The organism is Candidatus Cryosericum terrychapinii (assembly GCF_003570925.1).
GTDB lineage: Bacteria > Caldisericota > Caldisericia > Cryosericales > Cryosericaceae > Cryosericum > Cryosericum terrychapinii.
The window spans coordinates 1-19,689 of sequence record NZ_QXIS01000009.1 but is presented as its reverse complement, the minus strand read 5'-3'; the positions used below and the strand labels follow the sequence as shown (position 1 = coordinate 19,689).

Below are 19,689 nucleotides of genomic sequence, written 5' to 3'. Positions count from 1 at the left end.
GCGGCGAGACTGCTATTGATAGATGAGCGTGCAGACAGTATCTCAACTATTCAGATACTCTTGATACATGTTCAGGAGTTCTTCCTGACTGAAAGTGTTCTTTTCATCCTTCGCAAGTCGGTCAGCGTACTCCGAAAGACCGATGCTCCAACAATCGCGCGGCGTAGAATCTTCAGTATCTACGTGTTCGCCATAGTGAGCACCAGCACAGGTGTCGTCCTCAAAACAGAACTCGCAAGTGCTGCAAGGTCCTTTCTCGTCCTTCGGAAACAACCTCTCGTCGCGCTTACGTTCCACTTCAGACAGCCAATTCTCGAATGACTTCTTCCTACCGCGAGCCATGTCTTGCCCCCTTCGGCGTCAGTTATCGAGGCAGCCGCGCCGCGCTTTCCGATACTAGTGTAGCGTCATCAACGAATTTTAGTTACGGGAGGGGTCCAAACAAGAGAGTCCGGATGTCAGGGGATACCTGGACGTTTCAGATCGTGGACTTCTTCAGTTCCCCGAACTCTGATGCCATCTTCCGTACAGGAGATATTCCAGTACTTTGATGTCGGGGAATTCCAACACATTAATGTAAATTCCAATACTTTAATGTCTCGATCCAACAGGTTGTTACCTAGTTGCCGCAAGTCCGAGCTCCAGACATGGATGTTTCTGGGGCCGACCGGAAAGGTACTTAGGTTACTTGGCGATAGTGCAGTCTATCAGCAACTGCCGCGCAAGAAGCTGGGTGTCAAGTACGTCGACCAGGGCGAACTTCCTCCTTTTCGGATCTCTCGATGTTCCGCCGTGTCCGGAGATCCTGTTTCTCTTGTCCAGAACGCGGTAGATTACGTCGATAAGCGGTACGTCCGTGTATTCCTCTCTTCTGGAAACAAGCACTGACCACGGCTTCGTAAGATCAATGTGATATGTCGCATCGAACTTCCGGATAACGCGAGCCTTATCAGACTCCTTCGGCAGCTGTTCTCCGCCCCAAAGCTCCTCAATGCACTTGTAGGCGTTGAGATGTGCTGAGCAGGCAGGCGCATTGCTGTGTTCGGTGACAAGCTGCAGAAGATATCCAGCATGCCACTCATCCAACTCGACCATGAAGTCGGAGAGACTCTTGGCCAAGTAATTCGCGGCCGCAGTGAATCGTCTCGAATTGATGGTCGCTTCCTCGAACTGCAACATCGACGACCAGCGATGGTCAACCTGACTGGGATATGGAGAAGTGGTCGATTGCCGGAACAAATCGGGCCACCAGAGATCCGCGCCGAGACTCCAATCGTGAAAAGCAGTGGGGAACATGTTCGTTCTGTCGATTGTGTCTCGAACGCGCCCAACCAAAGGCCACAGAACGAACTGATCGCCTTCGCACATTCCGCATTCCCAGACAAGAAATGCATCACAGAGTCTCGGAAGGTAAGTTTCTGCAAGTGAGTAGGACACCGGCCGATTGAACTCTAGATATTGGATGACACTTTCATCCCGCGACGAATGTTCCATTCCCTTCTCATCTTGACTGCTGACCTCGCAGCCAGGATTTGCCATGGTGACGACTTCTTTGCTGACCCGGATCCGTCCAACGGCAGCCCTGAGTTCCTTCTGATCCGAATTCGGAGTAGTCGGACACGCGTATTGCTTTCCAACGGTCGTGGCACCAAAGACCGCATATCTGAGAAACCTGCGTTCCGGGGGACCCATGATAAGCGGCGGCGACACTCTGTCTGCGTTGCTCATTGAATGGAGCTATCGTTTGAAGAGAGTTCCAAGAAGCAACCCAACGATGAATCCAACGGATGCGCTAATTGTCGCTCCCAGGATATTCTTCGTCAGCCATCCGACACATGCACGCATCTTCGTTTTCAGCAGGTTACTGCTGACATAGTCCCGGCCCGCCTCCGTCAGTTCGATATCGCGTACGTCAACGATTCCGGTTCCATTACCCTCGAGAGACCTGCAATCAACGAGCCCCCGTCCAAACAGCCCTTCTCTGGATGCCACGATGTTCATGAGTGTGGGTTCGTCGGCGCTGTCAAGCTTGGAGCTGGCAAGACGCACAAGGTCGCCCATGTCTCTTAGCTTCACCCCGATGTCTTTCGCGTAAAGAGTGCGCAGCACAATGTCTGCGTATTCCTGATTGGTGTGTCTCCGTCCCATATTGCCTCCTTCTTCGATCGCTACTGCAGTTCAGCTTTCGTGGTGTCTGACGGCATTATAGCGGAAATTACGATGGATACCCATTTTCGGAGGGAAGACGAGAGCATGGCAGAATCCTCGGATCTATCCCGCACGCCGCCCAGAACCACAGGTGCAGCTCTGTGCAGTACGGTGGAACGGCGGGGGTGGATCGGCAGGACCCGGTTTGGATAGCGGAGACTGGTGCCCAGTGCTCGACAAGATTATACTGGAAGTAGCGTGCAGTACGAAGCGAGGAGGGACTCGGGTGGCCCCCAGTGCGTGCAGTCGCCCGACGGGATTCTGTAGAACAGTTGGAGAGGGCAACGAGGAGGGCATATGGCAAGCAACCCATTGGACGGTGCGATTTACAGAGAACGGACACACGAACGCGAGAAAGACGTGCGCGGAGACTACTTCCGCGACCAGACGGCGATCATCCACAGCACCGCATTCCGCAGACTCAAGCACAAGACGCAGGTGTTCTTTTCTCCCGAGAACGACCACGTGTGCACACGCATCGAACACGTGCTCCACGTGGCGACTATTGCTGCGACCATATGTAAGGGCCTCGTCGAAGACGGGTGGAATCTGGACATCGACATGGCTTACGCCATCGGGCTTGGACATGACATAGGCCATGCCCCGTTTGGTCATGCGGGCGAGACGAAGCTTCAGGAGCTACTGGAGCCCTCTGGATTCCTGTTTGCCCACGAGATCAACAGCTACCGTGTTGTGGAGCACATTGCCAATCATGGACAAGGGCTGAACCTGACCTACGGCGTCAAGGACGGCATCATCTTTCACAACGGCGAGAAGATCGAACAGAGCCTGAAACCCGAGGAACATCGGAATGACCTGGAGAATGTTCGGGATCGCACGGGCAAGCCATCAAGCTACGAAGGCTGCGCAGTCCGATTTGCCGATAAGATCGCATACTTGGGTCGCGACATCGAGGATGCAATGCTGGCCGGATTTATCAAACGCGAGGATGTTCCGGAGAAGTTGCGCGCAGCGCTGGGAGATACTAACGGCGAGATCATCAACACACTCGTCATGGATGTGATTAGTTCCTCTATTGCCTCAGGTGACGCAATCTGTCTCAGCGAAGAGAAGCACGGTCTCATCTTGCAGTTGTATGACTTCGACAGGAACCACATCTACAACCACGAGAAGATTCTGCGCTACAAGGAGTCCTGTCAGTCTATCGTCGAGGCTCTCTTCGAGTACCTCTCAGTCCTGTACGAGCAATGTGGCGATGAGTACGAACGCTACGAGAAGAGCCCGGTACTTTTCGTGCGGCGGTTTGGCCGGTACCTGAAAGAGATGGATGCGTTCTACAGGGCGTCCGCTGGCGAGACTCCGAATTTTCGTGTCATCGACTACGTGGCCGGTATGACAGACCTCTACGCTCTGGAGTGCATGCGGGAGATTACGCTCCCAGACCCGATTCACTTCGAGTGAAGGGGTCATAGGACTGTGAGATCGGTGTCCGTGGCCAACCAGAACGTCAGGTGCATGTGTGGATGTTTGAGCAGGCCAGGTATGCACAGGGATCTTCTTACGGCGATGAACTGGACTCGACGTGGTTGCTACCGAGATGGCATCATGCACATCGTGGTCAGCACATGTCCTCACGAGCCGTCACGCGGTTGATTGCACATGAAGCGGAGAAGCAGGAGATTCCGATGACTTGCAGCCGCATCCAGTTTGCAGGGGCGGTGGATGCGCTACGACGCGGTGAACAGCCGACAGACGTGTTTGGGCGGCTCGGGTACGAGCCAACGAAGACGGAAGTGGAAGTTGCGACCAAGAGATCGCTCAATGAGACGGGTGTCGGAACGCCCCGATAGCGGTCAACTGGTCGTCGTTCTCGACAACTGCGTGCTCAACGACATCCTCGTCCGCAATCCAAGCGGACACCTCTCGGAAGGTATTCGAGTTGCGGTTGCCCGACAGCAGATGGCAGTCTGGACTTTGCCATATCTCATCTATGAAACGGTTGCTGGGGGCGAGGCAAACCGCTCAGCCGCGCGGACGAAGCTGGCGTTTCTCCAGGCCGTCTCTGGCGGACACATGCTGAAATACTCCTGGGACCTCCTCAGCTGGGAAGCGGTTCATGGATTCTTTCCATCAGGTGAGGACCGGTTCTTGCCTCGTGACAAGGAAACAGAAATCTATGACGCGTCGCTCGCCGCATGCGACAGGGGCGGAATCGTGTTCAACCCGGTCGATGGCTCTGAGCGACCATTTAGAGACCTAGTCTATGAGCAGAAGCGTGCAGGGCAACGGGATTGGCTGGAGCGCATAGACGTGACACGCGAAGCCATCATACAAGCATTCGAGGCTGCTCAGCGAAACGGCGACGTGGATTCTCACGACGCACGGAGTCTACCGGAGCGTGATGGCGAAGTCGACTTCTGCGCTCTTGGCGGATGTATCCGCAATATGCCCTCGGTGGTTTTTGCAGGGTGGGTCGCAGTGCAAACGGAGCAGTATGGGAATCGGAGGACTGTCACGGAAGAGGATCTTTCGCTTTTTCCCTACACTGGGAGTGCGGCTGGGTACAGACTTGCCAAGATCGTCAGAAACTACGAGACCGGGTACAAGGGAGCAAACAACGATTCTTTCGATGTGGAATACTGTATCGCTGCATCCCAAGCAGACATGCTTGTCACGTCAGATGCGGACCTGAAGAAGACATGTGCTCTCATGCCACACAAGTCCTTTGGGGTCGGTGGCGTCGAAGATCTTGAGGACCTTCTTGTCCTGGCGGCGTCATCAAGACGTCTCAAGCAGAAGACATGAGCTTGCTCGAAGGGTCGCAAATGTCAACCTGGAGTCCATCAAGAGCTTGATTCCTGAAGGAATAGGCGTCGTCCAGAGGCACAGGACTGGAGCCTCTGACTAGTTCTTGGTGATGGTCGGGATGCCCCGTGAGCTTTGACGATTTGTCTGACAGGGGTCTAATGCGAGATCAGGCTTCAACGGAGAAGCAGTATGGTTCCAGCAGGGAACTTGAGCGCGGTGCTTCCGGCGCCGCCGCTATTGGAGGACCCCAAGCCTGGAACAAGGCTTGAAGAGTACTTGTTGATGGTTCCCCTTGTTGGCGTTCAGCCAGAGTACTCCTTGAGGAAGTGTTTGACTTCATGGCTCAAACCACCAATGCCACCATTTAGTTCTCTTCACGTTGTCGTGCCCTATGCTTTGGTCGCATCCTTTGTCAAGCAGGGTTGCTACGTAACACGCCAAGGCTGCGATGATACTCAGAACCAAGATTTCCAATCCGATTTGGCCATACCGAATTTCGCCTCCGCCGGAAGTCGTCACAGTGAGTCCGTGTCCGCTGAAGGGATTGGCAGGAGGCAGAGCCGGCAGTCCGAATGGGCCCGTTTCCTGCACGGACTGCTGCCTAGTCCAAGGCCTTGTCCGAGGTACCCAGAGGAGCGCCAACACAAGAAATGCCAGATAGACAACAATGATTCGACGAATGCTGCGCGGTATTCGTTTCATCCTGTTCCTCCTAGATGCTATGCAGCCGATCCTGATACGTGAGGGGCCTGTGGTGGAGCTTCAGTTGTGGCACGGGGTACTTGGTCGTCAGTTGCAGTCTGCTGATCTTGGACTACTCCAACAGTTGGTAGAAGGAAGCAAAGACCAGGAAACTTCCGGTGCCCACTAGCTTCATCTTGGCAGTCATTCCGCCAACAGAGGCTCCGACTCGTGTCCCTTTCTCGGACTGATAGGGGACAAAACCCAGCCACAAGAGCTCGTCCGCGAGTTCCAGTGTGACTCTGCCGTCAGAGAAGATTGATGCGTCCCAGTCAGTGCTCCAAGAGCCTGACGGTATCCCCTCGCCAATGAGCGTGAACTGCACCGTGCCAGAAGAGACCTGGCTCTGGAACCTACCCAGCTCGCTTTTCGCGTCGCGCTGGCTGGGTACGTCTTCTACGCCGTAATATTGGTCTACCGTACCCCCTATGCCACAGTTCTTCAGGATGACGAACAGGGGAGACCGAAGACACCCAGTCTTGTACTCGAATTCCACCGTGCCCCCGTCTGCGCCGACCACCTGGCGGCTGACAAGAGTGCGTACGTGATTGTCTGTGATTAGGATGCTCGCGGGAGCACCCTTGGTATATGACCCCGTGGTCCACCACGTCAGCCGCCACTTGGAAGGCTGATTGGGTTCCGTCCGTGTCGCAACCATGATCCCGTCATCGAGACCTGGAGCAGCAGTATAGTCAGGGCCCATGTTGACGAGGACGAAGGAGGCTGACTGCCGCCAAGTTGGAGCCAAGATGTCACCGTGTTCACTCTCATATACTTGGCGCAGCGACCAACTTCCAGACGTGCTCACGTTGCCGATTTCGTTGGATGGAATCGCCCAGCCGATGTTCTCACCCGACTGCATACCTGCGGTGGTTACTCCAACCACCTCACCAAAGAGGTTGAACAAAGCGCCGCCGCTGCTGCCGGGGGAGATTGCGGCTGTCGTCTGGATGCCGTCCGCCCAGATCCTACTGACGATGCCCTCGGAGACCGTGTTCTGCAATCCGAGCGGACTGCCTATGGCTACCACGCCGTCACCTAAGCCAACGGCGGCGGAGTCTCCCAGCTTGCAGAATGGATATCCGTCCCCGGGAACGTCGATAATCGCAAGGTCTTTCTCGACGTCGTATCCGATTACGACGAAGTCGGTTATCTCACGGCCGTCGTTGAGCGTAATGGTACCCGCCAGGGCCTTGTCTATGACGTGGTAGTTCGTCACTATCCATCCGCTCGCCGAGATCAGGAATCCGCTACCCGATTTGGCGACAGCTCCGAACATGTCGCGCTCTTCCGTCTCAATCAGTACAACGCGATCTGCCAAGTTGGCAACCTCGCTGACGCTCCAAGGTCGGCGCACGACCATGCTGCTGGAGGAACTCATCGCACTGCAGCCTGCGTCGTTGCACGCTGCCACGCTCCATAAGTACCTTCCATTTGCAAGGATTCCCTTGGGGACAGTGTAGCTAGTCGTCGCTATTCCCTCCTTGGTATATTTCTCGCCAGTTGGCAAGTAGACGAGGCCGAACTTTTCCCTTCTCTCCATCTGTAACGAATAGGATGTTGCCCCTGTGCTAGGTTTCCATGTCAGGGTTACCTCGTCTGTGTCCAGTATCATATTTGATGCTGGAGTGAGCAATTCGGGAGCTTGGAGCGTTGCTGGAAGAGACGGGGTCCTGAACGAACGGGAGTCCGATTCATTTCCCCACGAGTCCTCAGAGCCTGCGGAGACCGTCCAAGTATATGTCCTTCCGTAGGCCAGGAGTCCCTGAGGAACGACAAGCTCTGATACCGCTTGGGCCTCGCGGTCTAGAACAACGGATTGATCGTCGGCGCGAAGAACGATGCGGTAGCGGGATGCTCCCGATACGAAGGACCATGACAGACGAGGGGTCAGCGACTCGACCGCTTCTCCCTCGGCGGGCATCGACAGGGTCGGGGCAACTGGGATAGTAGATGTGACGGTGATAGGGAAGACTAGCGTGATTCTTTTGAGGGTGGCATTCCAGTCCACAGTTCCACCGAGGCTTGTAGCTACGAACCGTATAGGCAGCATGGTGCGCCCGCTTATGATGACAGGAACCACCCTGGGATTGGCCAAGTCGATTTGTCGGGTCACGCCATCGACGATTGCCTCGCTCTTCGCAATCCAGAGCTCGAGTGTTCTAGTGTGGCAAACGATGCTCACCTTGCGACTTGTGGCGTCCCATTCGATGGTGCCGCCAATTGCCTCGACGATGGGACGAACGGGGAGCACTGTTCGATCCTCAAGGATAACTGGAGCCGCGTCAAGGAGTTGTACCGCTCCGTCCATCTCCATTCGTTGGCTACCGACATTAAGCGTAATCGTCACCGTTTTGGAGGCAGCGCCTATGAGCGAAACTGGCCGGAGTGCGAGAGAGAAGACGATGAATATGCCGATCGCAAGGCACGTACACGAGATTCTACGCTTCATGCTGCCCCTCCTGATGTCCAACGCAAAATCGGCTCTACGTGACATGTCAAAGCACAGTCGTCTGTCAAGAAGCGAGCGTCAAGCATATTGTCCACGGAGCGCACTTGGCTCGGCTTCGAAGGCGGAATCCACTCCTGTCGTGCCCCCCTGTCTCTCCAACTGCCGAGCAGGCCTCCTTCGGCACCAACTTCCGAAGCGGCGGTGCCAACATGTACAAACTCAGTATAGCATTGTCAAGGAATTGTGGACACCTGAAGGGCCAAACAAGAGACACAGGGGACGCGATACTTGAGGCACTTCAGATCTAGAGCGTCTCCACTTGTCGTGCAAACCCTTATGCAGTCAGCTGCGGAGAAGAGATTCCAGCACTTTAATGTCGGGATATGCCAACACATTAATGTAGATTCCAATACTTTAATGTCTCGATCCACTATCAGTACTTTCTTGTCTCGTTCCGCCCTCTTGACGTCGTGTAACGGTGGGTATACTGTAACGACAGTTACATGTATCACAGGAGAGGTGCAGTGCATGGAAAACGCAGGTGAGGTGAACGCGCCGATGGAGATGGGACAGGAGAAGCCGCAGCGCAAGTTCTTTGGGTTGAGTCAGAACGTCTTCGTCTTTGGCTTCGTGTCGATGCTGACAGATTTCAGCAGTGAGGTGACGGTCAAGATCCTGCCGCTGTTTTTGGCCAATGCGCTGGGCGTCAAGCCGGCGATCATCGGGTTCATCGAGGGACTGGCGGAGTCGACGGCCACGATCCTGAAGTGGGTCTTCGGCTGGCTGTCTGACAGGATGAAGAAGCGCAAGTGGCTGGCATTCAGCGGCTACGCCATCTCCAATGTCACGAAGCCCCTGCTGTATTTTGTCAGCTCGTGGCCCTTTGCCGCATTCCTGCGCTTTGCAGACCGTACCGGCAAGGGAGTCCGTTCGTCCCCCAAGGATGCTCTGCTAGCCGACTCGTCCGAGAAGAAGAAGCTGGGCCGCTCCTTCGGGTATGGTCGCTCCATGGACACGCTCGGGTCCGTCTTCGGCATGCTGGCCGCGGCCGGCATGATTGCCGCCAGCGGCTCTGCGGCGGCGATGACGCTGACACGCTCGATCTATCAGAAACTGATCATCATGGTAAGCATCCCTGCCGTTCTGGCTCTTCCCCTGATTGCCGCCTTCGTGCGTGAGAACGCGCCACGGACGGGAAACCCCAGGACGCTGAACCTCTCACTTTCTGGATTCGACTGGCGTTTCAAGACGTTTCTGATCATCATCGTCATCTTCACGCTGGGCAACAGCAGCGACGCGTTTCTTATGCTCAAGGCGCAGAAGGCCGGTCTGGATATCGTGCAGATCTTCCTCATGCTGGCCATGTGGAAGGGCGTGACGTCCGCGCTGTCCATTCCCGCCGGCATCCTGTCGGACCGCATCGGACGCAACCGCGTCATCCGCGCCGGCTGGCTGGTGTATGCCCTCGTGTACCTGGGCTTCGGGTTGGCCACGCAGGGATGGCAGGTATGGGCGCTGTATGCCCTGTACGGTGTCTACTACGCCATGACGGACGGTGTCGCGAGCGCACTGGTAGCCGACCTCGTTCCGCAATCCGAGAAGCGCGGCACCGCCTTCGGTCTGTACAACGCCGCCGTGGGAGTCAGCGCCTTGCCTGCCAGTGTCATTGCAGGCATCCTGTGGCAACGCATCAACCCGAGTGCCCCGTTCATTTTCGGGTCTATCCTCGCGTTCGTGGCCATGATTGCCCTCACGGTCCTGATGCGAGTTTCAGCCGGCACGAACCCGACGGCCGTGACATGAAGACCTGGCTGACTATCACCTACAAGGTTCCCACAGAGCCCTCACGAACGCGTGTGTATCTGTGGAGGAAGCTGAAGGAGCTGGGCGCGGTCTACGTCCAGCAGGGGGCTGCCGTCCTGCCGATGACGGAGGCCCTACTTGCACAGGTACTCGCTCTCAAAGCCGAGGTGGTGTCCAGTGGGGGCGAGGTTCTCGTCGGGAGGATGGAGTTCATCGACGAAGAAGACGATGCTCGTGTGATTGCTGCGTTTCAACTGCAGCGCGACGGAGATTACGATGAGATCGTGGAACAGTGCGAACGCCTGGTGTATGAGCTGGACCGCGAGACCGAGAAGGAGAAGTTCACGTACGCCGAGATCGAGGAAAACGAGACCGAACTGACTCGGATCCACAAATGGATGGAGCGCATCGCTGCGCGGGACTGGTTTGCAGCTGCCGGACATGCGCGCGCGGAGCAGGCAATCGAAGATGCCGAGAAACGCTCAGGCACGTACACCGAAGAAGTCGAGTGCCGCCTGGGTCATGCTATCGACGTCAACCTGCCACGCGGGGCACACTCCTGAACGACGGACGGCATGAAATGCAGAAGCCCCGGCTACTTGTAGCCGGGGCTGTTATTGTCTATGGGGATCAGGGTTGCTTTTCGGTATAGCCGCCGTATGCCACCCATGCATCATACCCGCCTACCAAGCGGTTGATGACCGTGAAGAAGCTTGCCAGCATCATGTCGGCCGCCTTCTTGCTGGATTCCTCATCGTGCGAGTAGACGACGAAGTGTTTGCTGGCATCGAGCATGGAGTTGCCGTTGATGATGTCCTGCAGCTTGTCCAGCGGTGTGTCGAGTGCACCCACGATGTGCCCTTCGGCCCATTTGCCAGATACGTCGATGATGACGAGGTCACGGTCCGTCTGGAAAAGTTCTTCGACCTTCTTGGCATCGACCTCGACAATCGTCCCGTTGGTGTCTCCTGACGTATCCAGGCCTGGATCGGTGGTCGCAGGCTGCTTGGGCGCTCCGCACCCCGCCAGACCGACGACAAGCACCAAGAGTGTTGCTGCAATAAGTATCTTCTTCATTCGCATCTCCTTCTCTCCCGAACTCGATGTGTCGAGACCAGGCCACTGCCATCGGCCGAAGCTACGGTAGGCGCTCTGCTCTCGTATTCTAGCTGAAGAATAGAGTATGGCGAGATTTCTACAAGGGCAAATGCGAACGAACACTGAACAGTATTGTCACGCTACTGCGTCGAGGAGGGGTTTGCGGAGGGGTGGACCAGAAACCACGGCTACTCGCGCGAGAACCCCATGGGGCCGATGAGGTCCCCCAGCTTCCAATACTGTCCGTTCGCGTAGCAGACTGGGTCCAGGGCATGCCCGCCTTTCTGGACGCGCTCGTCCACGTGGACGGCGACGACTTCGCCGATGAACAGGTCGTGGCTGCCGAGGTGCAGGGTCTGGCGCACGACGCACTCGATGTTGAGGGGGCATTCTGCCACCAGAGGCACGGCTGTGGCCGTTCCCTGTTCGCGGGTAAGAGCGCTCAGCTTCCACTTGTCGGTATCCTTGCCGGACACCATGCCACAGAGGTCGAGTTCCCGGGCGTGAGCAACATCCGCTATGTTGACGACGAAGGCGCCTCCCTCGACGATGAAGTGATGCAGCCAGCGTTCCGGACGGACGCCGATGCCGATCATCGGGGGTTTTGAGCACAGTGTGCCGACCCAGGCGAGGGTCGTGACGTCAGACGATTCCATCGTGCCCGCAGTCACGAGGACTGCCGGCGCTATACTCAGCGCTGTCGATGGTGCTTTGACAAGTTTGGCCATGTTGTCTCCTGAATGGTCTGGCAGAGGTGCACCAGACTCATATTTCTAGTATAGTGCAACATGGTTGCGTTGGAGTGCCCACTGCGTAGAATAAGGGCAGGAATAGCGTTGCCGTGCAGCGACAGCAATGCTCCGGCAACAGGAGGTCGACGATGACTAACAAGCGAGGGCTGGTTGAGCAGGCATTGGGCGATGATCACGGCGGTCACGAAGAGGGAGAGGACTGATATGGCTCTGGGCAACCTGACGATGGATGCCGGCGCCTGCCTCGTCAGTGAGGAGATGGCGCAATACTTCCTGACCGTGGATGGCCAACCGGGAACGTATATCCTGGGGAACGCGTCCGCTTCCTCTGTGCGGGCGCCGCAAGTCGACCGCAATCGCATCTTCAGGGCTCGTCTTGGTGCGGACACCGCCGATCAGGGCATCGAGCAACTCCTGCTGCCGTTTCGCCGTGCTGCCGTTCCCGTCACCTGGTATGTCGACAGCTGTTCCAGGCCCAATGACCTCGCGACACGGCTGGTTAGCCATGGGCTTGAGCTGCGATATTCCTGGACGGGTATGGTCCGCTCGCTCGACGATCCAGAGGGCATAGAGGAGGCGCCGTCGGACATCACAGTGGTCGAATCAGTCTCCGCGGATGAACGGGAGCAGTGGATGCGCGTCGTGCTCGAGGGATTCGGCCTGACACAGTTTCATGACCTGGAGTCGATGCTTACGGAGACCGGCGTCCTCTCCGGCCGCTGGCATCGTTTGACGGCATTGCAGGACGGGACCGCGGTGGGTGCCGCACTGTTGTTTGCAGGTGACGGCGTGGCGGGACTGCACTGGCTTGGCGTGCCTCAGATGTTCCGAAAACGTGGAGCGGGCATTCTGCTCACCCGGCAGGCTATGGCCCAGGCAGCTCGTATGAGCTACTCGCATCTCGTGTTGCAGGCGAACCCCGAGGTCGTGCAGCTATATGTCCGGCTTGGCTTCGACAACGTTGGAGATATCGCCGTGTTGGACTGGCGTCCCGGGATGGGCGCGTTGACAGTGGAACCGGACTAGCCACGGCGAGCACTGCGGCGAAAAGGTACTATGCTGATACCGTCTGTCCAGCGTGTCGCGCTGTGGACGGTAAGGAGACAAGGACATGAAAAAGACAGGGGAACGCATCATCGGGAAAGGGAACTGGCTGGTCCTGCGCGAGGACACCTTCGTGAGCGAGAGTGGCGAAGAGGTGCATTGGGAGTGCATTGCTCGCACTTCGGACACGTACGTCGTTGTGGTCGTGGCGCGGCTGATGCCGAGCGGACGGTACGTGCTGCTGCGGCAATATCGCCAGGCCATCGAGAATACCGTCATCGGGTTCTGTGCAGGTGTTGCGCCGGCGGGAAGCGACCCCGAGGTTGAGGCTCTGCGCGAATTGCGTGAAGAGACGGGTTTCGTCGGCCACATCGTCGCGTCGAGCGGCCCCTTGAAGGTGAACGTCGGGGTGTCCAACGACGACCAGTATATCTTCAGTGCCGAGATCGACGAGACGGACCCGCTCAATCAGCACCCTCAGCAGGAGCTGGAGCCGAGCGAGGAAATCGAGGTCGTTCTGATGATGAAGGATGAGATTCCAGTCTTCCTCCTGAGCGAGCAGGCGGCGGGTCGAACCGTGGGACCGGGTGTCTGGTACATGTTTGGAGCACTGGCCCCCTTGGCGCGGCATGCTTGAAGCCGTCAGTCACAGATGCTAGTCTGAAAGGACGCGCTGGACCGGCGCGAAAGAGGTGACGCATGCACAGTTTCGAGTTCTACAATCCGACGCGGGTGATCTTCGGTCGCGGGACCGTGCAGCAGGTAGGCTCGGCCGTTGCTCGCGAAGGTGCTCACAAAGTACTGTTGATAGCCGGTGGGGGTTCCATCCGCGAGAACGGCGTCTATCAGGCTGTCACCCAGTCCTTGAGCGTGTCGGGTATCAATGTGGTAGAAGCCTGGGGTGTTCGGCCCAATCCTGAGCTGGCGCTTGCCCAGCAGCTAGTGCAGATCGCCCGTGAGCAGCAGGTGGACAGCGTGCTGGCTGTCGGCGGTGGCAGCGTCATCGACACGGCCAAATGCGTTGCAGCTGGCGTGCATGTCGACAACCTCTGGAGCTGTTTTGAGAAACGGTGTCCGATCGACAAGGCGCTCCCGGTCTTCGTCGTTCTGACGATCTCGGCTTCCGGCAGCGAGATGGACCCGTGGGCCGTCCTGACTGAGAGCGAGCAGCACAGGAAGTGGAGCATTTCCTCTCCTGTCCTCTATCCCCGGTTTGCGATCGTGGATCCGAGCGTGCAGACTAGCCTGCCGTGGCGTCAGACCGTGAACGGCGCCATCGGCGTCCTCAGCCACATCATGGCCACCTATCTGGTAGGGTCGTTCGAGGAGACGACCCTTGCGCTCGACGAGGGGCTGATGCGCACGGTCATCAAGATGGTAGACCAACTGCAGGCGGACCACGCAGACTATGGCGCGCGCGCGAACCTCGCCTGGGCTGCGACGCTGGCAATGAACGGTTTGAGCTCTGCCGGCATCGAGGACAGTGACTGGTCGGCCCGCAGCATTGAGTCCGCGATGAGTGCCTTGCACCCCGAAGTAGCTCATGGAGCCGGCATGGCGGTCATCCTTCCCGCCTGGATGACCTACCAGCGCGAGAACAACCCTGGCCAGTTCCAGCGGTGGGCGAGAACCGTCTGGGGCGCAGGCACAGTCGAAGAAGGCATCACGGCCATGAAGACGGCCTTTCAACGTTGGGGCGCTCCGTCGACGCTGGGAGACCTTGGCATTGCAGCCGGTGAGCTCCGTGACATCGCGTTCAATGCGCTTTCCGAGGGTCCGATCGGAAAACTGCGCACCCTGACGGCGCGCGACGTGGTCGAGCTGCTCAAGCCTGTGCTCTAGGTGCGCCGACAGTGGAGCGTGACGTGTCCATGAACCAGTCGCTGCGCGCGACGCTTCTGGAACTGGTCGCGGGCGTTGTCCTGGGAGGCGGCATGCTGCTGCTGGGCAGTTGGGTGGGAGCGAAGCTTGGTAGCGGTCCCAGCAGTGGCTGGGGAGATATCATCGGGGCTCTGTTCGGAAGTGTCCTCGCCTGCCCAATTGGATTCGTGGCCGGCATGTGGCTGGTGGCGTGGCGATTGCACCTTCCTCACAGTCTGTGGCGCGGCATCTTCGGCGCGGTCCTGGGACTCGTGCTGGTCCTCCTGCTGGCGGAGCCGCTGCGCCTCAATCGGGATTCGCGTGTGATGGGGATGCTCCTGTATCTCGTCCCGAGCGTGGCTGCCCTGTTCGGTTTCAACCAGCCGCGGCACGCCTTGCCGCCGCCGAGCCGCTAGAATATGCTTTAGCCGCGCACGATCACTCCATCCTTCCCGCGAAGACGGGAATCCATTCTTGTGTCGAGAAGCGAGTGGTTCTTTGGACTGTTCTCAGACATTTGGCGAGATCTGCGTTATATGGGTGAGAGAAGACATCATCAGCAAATCCTCCTCCCTTTGCGTCTTCTCTACAAGAGGAGGAACCTTTGCTCCGTGGACTCGTCTTAATGTTGGCCGCGGACAACGTGCAACAACAGGAGATGCGGAATGATAACTGTCAGTTCCTCAGGGAGATTCGTGAAAAGACCGGGAGCAGCCTGCAGCAGAGTAATCCTCGGCGTCGTTCTGGCCATGCTGGCGGCGGCCGTACTCGTTGTGGGCGCACTGGTATGGAAACTCGACCACGCCGTGCATGCTGCGGCGCCGAGCCAGTCCGAGCCCGTGAAACCGGTTGTCAAGTTGGACAAGCACGTCAATATCCTGGTGCTGGGGTGTGATGCGCGCACGAAGGACGATCCGGGGCGCTCCGACAGCATCATACTGGTGGGACTGGATCCGGTGACGAAGAAGATCACCATCATGTCCATCCCGCGCGACACGCGGGTGAGCATCCCCGGACATGGGATCGGCAAAATCAACGCCACAACCAACAAAGACGTCTACGCGAATGGTGGCATCTCCCTGCTGGAAGAGACCATAGGAGGCCTCGTGCCGGGCATTCATATCGACTATTATGTGCGCATGAACTTCGCGGGCTTTGCGAAGGTGATCGACGCTCTCGGTGGCGTGACCCTGGACGTCGAAGAGCGCATGGTGTACCGCGTAGCGGACACAAGCATCGACCTGAAGCCTGGGGTCCAGCATCTGGATGGCGACAAGGCACTGCAGTACGCGCGGTTTCGTTCCGACGGTGTGGGTGACTTCGGCAGCTGGGGTGGAGAGGAACATGGACGCGTCGCGCGCCAGAAGAAGCTGCTCAAGGCTATCATCGCGCAGACGACGAGCATTCGCAACGCATGGCGCCTTCCCAAAGTCATCAGCGTCGTGCAGGAGGCAGTCGTGACCGACCTGTCATCCGCCGATATGCTGCGGCTGGGGATGACCTTCAAGGATGCCACGGACAAGGATGTGACGACCGTCGTGTTCCCGGGGATCCCCAAATACGTGGATGGTACATCGTACGTCGTTCCCTACACGGGGCCGATGAAAGATACTGTTGCTCCCCTGTTCAAGGATGCGCCCGTGGTTGCCGAGCCGTCGGCAGGGACTCCGAACAGCTAACCTGCCGTTCTCTGTCAATCCTGCGAAGGCGGGAACCCATCGACAAGTAACAGGCAGGATGTATAAAGGGAATGGCAGACCAGAGCGTGTCAGCGAGGGGATGCACCATGATGCCGTATACTAAGAAACTGGTTCCCTGATTGGCACAAGGAGCAGTATGGTGGTACAGAAGCGTACTCTGCACATGATCCTGGCACTACTGGCGATAACGGCGCTGCTTGCCGGAATCGTCGCTGTGTCGCGTGCTGTGCCCGCGTACTCTCTCGTCACTGATGACTCAACAGCGGGCGCCGTCGATCATCCGCCTCCTGCCCAGCGTATGGTGCCTCCGATACCTCTTCAGCCGCAGCCAGACCTCGACAAACCCCTGAACATCTTGTTGCTTGGGGCTGACTCCCGCACGAAGAATGACCCGGGGCGCACAGATACAATGATTCTGGTGCGACTGGACCCGGCGACGAAGCATATACGCCTGCTGTCTCTCCCACGTGACACACGCGTCACGATCCCCGGCCATGGCGTCAACAAGCTGAACCAGGCTTCCAGCGGATACTACCGGGACGGCGGGACCAGCCTGCTGGTTGATACTATCAAAACGGACCTGCTGCCGGGGCTCCGCATTGACTACACAGTCAAAACCGATTTCGCAGGGTTCGCCGCCATCATCGACGCCCTGGGTGGTGTGACCATCGACGTCGAGGAGAGGATGCTCTACAAGGCAGTCGATGTGTCCATTGACCTGCAGCCTGGCGTCCAGCATCTCGACGGCGAGCAGGCGCTGGGGTATGCGCGGTTCAGGATGGATGCCATTGGGGACTTTGGCACATGGTCCGGCGAGGACCACGGGCGTGTGGCACGCCAGAAGAAGCTCCTGGCGGCTGTCGTCGACCAGACGAAAGACGTGCGGACACTGCTGCGCTTACCTGCGGTCATCCGCGCTGTGCAGGCGGCGGTGACAACCGACATGTCGTTCAGTGTCATGGCGCGCATCGGAATGACCTACAAGGATGTCGCGGAGGAAGACGTGGAATCGGTCCCCTTCCCCGGGATTCCGCAGTACGTGGATGGCATATCGTACGTCATCCCAAAGACCGACGTGCTCCGGACGACGACGGGGCCGTTGTTTGGCGTTGCGGCCCCGTCTGCGAACTGAGCGGGTCTGGTTCTTCCGGGAGATCCTACAATCCCGTTAGCTCCTCGTCGAGTTTCTCACGCCGCAGAAGGTCATGCTGGAGCAGGCGGCCGTTCACGAGGATGCCAGTGAGTCCACCGTGAGCCAGATAACCTTCAGGATCGATGACGGCGTCCACTTCGGTGACCGTCATGCCGAGCTTCTCGCCGACATACGTGCCGGTCTGGCTGAGGATACGGTACTGGAACGGACACGAGAGAGGTCCGAGCAGCACGGTGACGCGGGCTTGGTCGTCGGGCAGAGACGTCGGCGTCATCACTGCGCGGGGAGTCGGGGTCCAAACGGTTTCCGGCAGGAAGGGCTTGAACATGAGGTCTGGGTCGCCATCCACGTGGACAAACCCGTGGTGCACATAGAACGATTCGGCGGACTGCTGGCCCTCGGCTTCACCATGAAAGGCTATGGCAGCCATGCCGTCGGCAGGTTTGCCGTCAAACCAGCGATGCTGGCGCTGCATGGTCGTCTCAACCTCTGCCAGAAGCTTGCTGCCGATGCCTCGTCCCCACCGGGACTTCTTGGGAACCCAAAGACAGTCGATGATGGCCACGCCGACGCCCATGGGGTCGCGGTCGGGATGGCACTGGATCATGCCGATGGGGTCAGCTCCGTTGTAGGCGACCCAGGCAAACGTGCCCAGCTCGGCGAGACGATCGCGGGCCCACTGTCTCTTGGCCTTGGTTGCCCGCTCCCACAAGGGATCGGACTTCGCGCCTTCTCCTGCGCATATCGTGGCAAGGTCGCCTGCGTTGCGTACTGCTACCGGAAGAATCCTTGTTGCACTCATGATGGCCTCACCATTCGTTGAATACCTTCTCGGCAAAACCGAGAAAGTGGTCGAGGTGCACCCGGGTCCCGTCGTCGAGGACGGCGTCACCGGTGAAGCGCCCAAAGACCTGATGCTGAACGGTCTTGATGACGCCGATATCAGTCTTGGCATGGCGGTCGAGGATGGGCTCGAAGCCCATGTCGAATCGACCGTCGCTGCTCACGAACTTCCACGGCTTGACGAAGGAGTTCGGCGGGATCTGGAACTCGATGCGGTCGAACTTGTGAACTCTGCCGTCCCAGAAGATGGCGTTCTCGCTGGCGGCGCTGGTGTCGCCAAACCCGTAACCGATGTTGAACCCGAAGGAATGCCCGTCCATACAACCGGAGCCGGAACCCCAGTACCAGGTGTTGCGGTATGTCCAGACACCCCGGCCCCAGTCGAGGACGCCGGCCGACGCCTGTGGATCGAAGACATGGTCCACGCCGCCGACGGTGATGGTTCCCGTCGCGGGCATGCAGTTGACTTTCTGATTATAGTAGAAGGCCTTTGGCGCGTTCTCGAATGGTGTCAGGATGACCATGCTTTCCAGTGCCGGGTCCTGGTCCAGTCTCAGGCTGCCCTTGATCCCCTTCCCATGGTCGAAACCCGGGAGATCCAAGGTCAGCACGCGTGATGCAGGGTTGCGGGTAAAGCGTATGTCGATGCGGCTGTCCTTGTACGCGATGTCACCTGTCTCGGACGTGTGGGGCAGGTTGAGGGACCCGCGTGTGAACGGCTTCATGGTGGTTTCCGTGACCTCAGTCTGGTTCACGAAATCCAGCCAGGTCACCGAGATGTTGGCCAGGTAGCCGATGTCTGAGATCGTCATGGCTACGCCGTAGTCCGGAGTCAGGACACAGTAGTAGTCCCACTCTTTGATGCGCAACCAGCTTGCAGCGATGCGTTCGCGGTTGTAGGTGGCCACCAGCCGGCGTGCCCAGCCTTTCTCGTTTAGTTCACCCCTGTCGTTCAACAGGTCCACGTGCGTGGTCAGCTCATGCTGCATCGACATCTCCCTTTTCGGCGTTGCTCACCCCATTACTGGCAGCCGGTGATGACGGTGGTGAGCGGCAGACCCATGCTACAACCTTCGTCATCCACCAGGCGCTGGTATCCGAGGCTCAAGATCGGGAGTTCGACACCGGTCTTGCCAAATGGTCGTTTCTCCATGACGTTTCTCCCTTCCACGGTAGGGCCGCATCCCTCAATAGTATAGCCTCACGGGGCAGCCGTACCAGCGGCCCATGTAACGTTGGCTCCTTCACCTGCGTAGACATGGTGAC

The 19,689-nt window shown here is 58.0% G+C and carries 20 protein-coding genes; 12 read left to right on the top strand and 8 right to left on the bottom strand.

Annotated features, from left to right (window positions below; all coding sequences use genetic code 11):
* Positions 1-60 precede the first annotated feature (60 nt).
* Positions 61-321, top strand: a complete 261-nt coding sequence (locus SMC7_RS01960) for a hypothetical protein (RefSeq protein WP_126850703.1) — start codon at positions 61-63, stop codon at positions 319-321.
* Positions 322-684: 363 nt separating this feature from the next.
* Here the strand turns inward: SMC7_RS01960 and SMC7_RS01955 are convergent, their stop codons facing one another.
* Entirely contained in the window at positions 685-1,728 is a 1,044-nt protein-coding gene (locus SMC7_RS01955) for a hypothetical protein (RefSeq protein ID WP_126850702.1), read from the bottom strand.
* 9 nt (positions 1,729-1,737) lie between these two features.
* The gene (locus tag SMC7_RS01950; protein WP_119088705.1) at positions 1,738-2,148 is read right to left on the bottom strand and encodes a hypothetical protein; all 411 of its coding nucleotides are present in this window, start codon (positions 2,146-2,148) and stop codon (positions 1,738-1,740) included.
* Between the two features lie 357 nt (positions 2,149-2,505).
* On the opposite strand from SMC7_RS01950, the gene SMC7_RS01945 reads away from it, so the two are divergent.
* The 3 genes from SMC7_RS01945 (at position 2,506) to SMC7_RS01935 (ending at position 4,974) form a co-directional block, all read left to right on the top strand.
* Positions 2,506-3,630 (top strand): HD domain-containing protein, encoded by a 1,125-nt coding sequence (locus SMC7_RS01945; protein ID WP_119088704.1) that lies wholly within the window; start codon positions 2,506-2,508, stop codon positions 3,628-3,630.
* Between the two features lie 224 nt (positions 3,631-3,854).
* Positions 3,855-4,019 carry a hypothetical protein gene (locus tag SMC7_RS01940; RefSeq protein ID WP_165845056.1) on the top strand — a complete coding sequence of 55 codons (165 nt, stop codon included), beginning with the start codon at positions 3,855-3,857 and terminating at the stop codon, positions 4,017-4,019.
* A complete protein-coding gene (locus SMC7_RS01935) occupies positions 3,991-4,974 on the top strand; it encodes a hypothetical protein (RefSeq protein WP_119088702.1) in 984 nt (327 codons plus the stop codon). Before SMC7_RS01940 ends, SMC7_RS01935 begins: the two co-directional genes overlap by 29 nt.
* Before the next feature lie 817 nt (positions 4,975-5,791).
* Here SMC7_RS01935 and SMC7_RS01925 read toward each other — a convergent pair.
* Positions 5,792-8,170 (bottom strand): trypsin-like peptidase domain-containing protein, encoded by a 2,379-nt coding sequence (locus SMC7_RS01925; protein WP_165845055.1) that lies wholly within the window; start codon positions 8,168-8,170, stop codon positions 5,792-5,794.
* 528 nt (positions 8,171-8,698) lie between these two features.
* On the opposite strand from SMC7_RS01925, the gene SMC7_RS01920 reads away from it, so the two are divergent.
* The gene (locus SMC7_RS01920) at positions 8,699-9,973 is read left to right on the top strand and encodes an MFS transporter (protein ID WP_207798691.1); all 1,275 of its coding nucleotides are present in this window, start codon (positions 8,699-8,701) and stop codon (positions 9,971-9,973) included.
* Positions 9,970-10,536, top strand: a complete 567-nt coding sequence (locus SMC7_RS01915; RefSeq protein ID WP_119088699.1) for a Chromate resistance protein ChrB — start codon at positions 9,970-9,972, stop codon at positions 10,534-10,536. Before SMC7_RS01920 ends, SMC7_RS01915 begins: the two co-directional genes overlap by 4 nt.
* Before the next feature lie 67 nt (positions 10,537-10,603).
* Here SMC7_RS01915 and SMC7_RS01910 read toward each other — a convergent pair whose 3' ends face one another.
* Positions 10,604-11,050: a rhodanese-like domain-containing protein gene (locus SMC7_RS01910; RefSeq protein ID WP_165845054.1), complete on the bottom strand. Its 447-nt coding sequence runs from the start codon at positions 11,048-11,050 to the stop codon at positions 10,604-10,606.
* A gap of 209 nt (positions 11,051-11,259) precedes the next feature.
* The gene (locus SMC7_RS01905) at positions 11,260-11,799 is read right to left on the bottom strand and encodes a flavin reductase family protein (RefSeq protein ID WP_119088697.1); all 540 of its coding nucleotides are present in this window, start codon (positions 11,797-11,799) and stop codon (positions 11,260-11,262) included.
* A gap of 228 nt (positions 11,800-12,027) precedes the next feature.
* Between SMC7_RS01905 and SMC7_RS01900 the strand changes: the two genes are divergently transcribed.
* The 6 genes from SMC7_RS01900 to SMC7_RS01875 all read left to right on the top strand — a co-directional run bounded on the left by SMC7_RS01900 (position 12,028) and on the right by SMC7_RS01875 (position 17,559).
* Positions 12,028-12,849 carry a GNAT family N-acetyltransferase gene (locus tag SMC7_RS01900; protein ID WP_165845053.1) on the top strand — a complete coding sequence of 274 codons (822 nt, stop codon included), beginning with the start codon at positions 12,028-12,030 and terminating at the stop codon, positions 12,847-12,849.
* 85 nt (positions 12,850-12,934) lie between these two features.
* Positions 12,935-13,504, top strand: coding sequence for an NUDIX domain-containing protein (locus tag SMC7_RS01895; RefSeq protein ID WP_119088695.1), 570 nt, complete (start codon positions 12,935-12,937; stop codon positions 13,502-13,504).
* A 62-nt stretch (positions 13,505-13,566) separates the two neighbouring features.
* On the top strand, positions 13,567-14,709 hold the full coding sequence (locus SMC7_RS01890) for an iron-containing alcohol dehydrogenase (RefSeq protein ID WP_119088694.1): 1,143 nt from the start codon (positions 13,567-13,569) through the stop codon (positions 14,707-14,709).
* Positions 14,710-14,732: 23 nt separating this feature from the next.
* Complete coding sequence (locus tag SMC7_RS01885) at positions 14,733-15,143, top strand: hypothetical protein (protein WP_119088693.1); 411 nt, start codon at positions 14,733-14,735, stop codon at positions 15,141-15,143.
* A gap of 249 nt (positions 15,144-15,392) precedes the next feature.
* On the top strand, positions 15,393-16,406 hold the full coding sequence (locus tag SMC7_RS01880) for an LCP family protein (RefSeq protein WP_119088692.1): 1,014 nt from the start codon (positions 15,393-15,395) through the stop codon (positions 16,404-16,406).
* Between the two features lie 160 nt (positions 16,407-16,566).
* Positions 16,567-17,559 (top strand): LCP family protein, encoded by a 993-nt coding sequence (locus tag SMC7_RS01875; protein ID WP_165845052.1) that lies wholly within the window; start codon positions 16,567-16,569, stop codon positions 17,557-17,559.
* Between the two features lie 25 nt (positions 17,560-17,584).
* Here SMC7_RS01875 and SMC7_RS01870 read toward each other — a convergent pair whose 3' ends face one another.
* The 3 genes from SMC7_RS01870 to SMC7_RS07520 are packed head-to-tail and all read right to left on the bottom strand — an operon-like array spanning position 17,585 to position 19,576.
* The gene (locus SMC7_RS01870) at positions 17,585-18,382 is read right to left on the bottom strand and encodes a GNAT family N-acetyltransferase (RefSeq protein WP_119088690.1); all 798 of its coding nucleotides are present in this window, start codon (positions 18,380-18,382) and stop codon (positions 17,585-17,587) included.
* Positions 18,383-18,389: 7 nt separating this feature from the next.
* Positions 18,390-19,412: a DUF2804 domain-containing protein gene (locus SMC7_RS01865; protein WP_119088689.1), complete on the bottom strand. Its 1,023-nt coding sequence runs from the start codon at positions 19,410-19,412 to the stop codon at positions 18,390-18,392.
* Positions 19,413-19,444: 32 nt separating this feature from the next.
* Positions 19,445-19,576, bottom strand: a complete 132-nt coding sequence (locus SMC7_RS07520) for a hypothetical protein (RefSeq protein WP_279386255.1) — start codon at positions 19,574-19,576, stop codon at positions 19,445-19,447.
* Positions 19,577-19,689 lie beyond the last annotated feature (113 nt).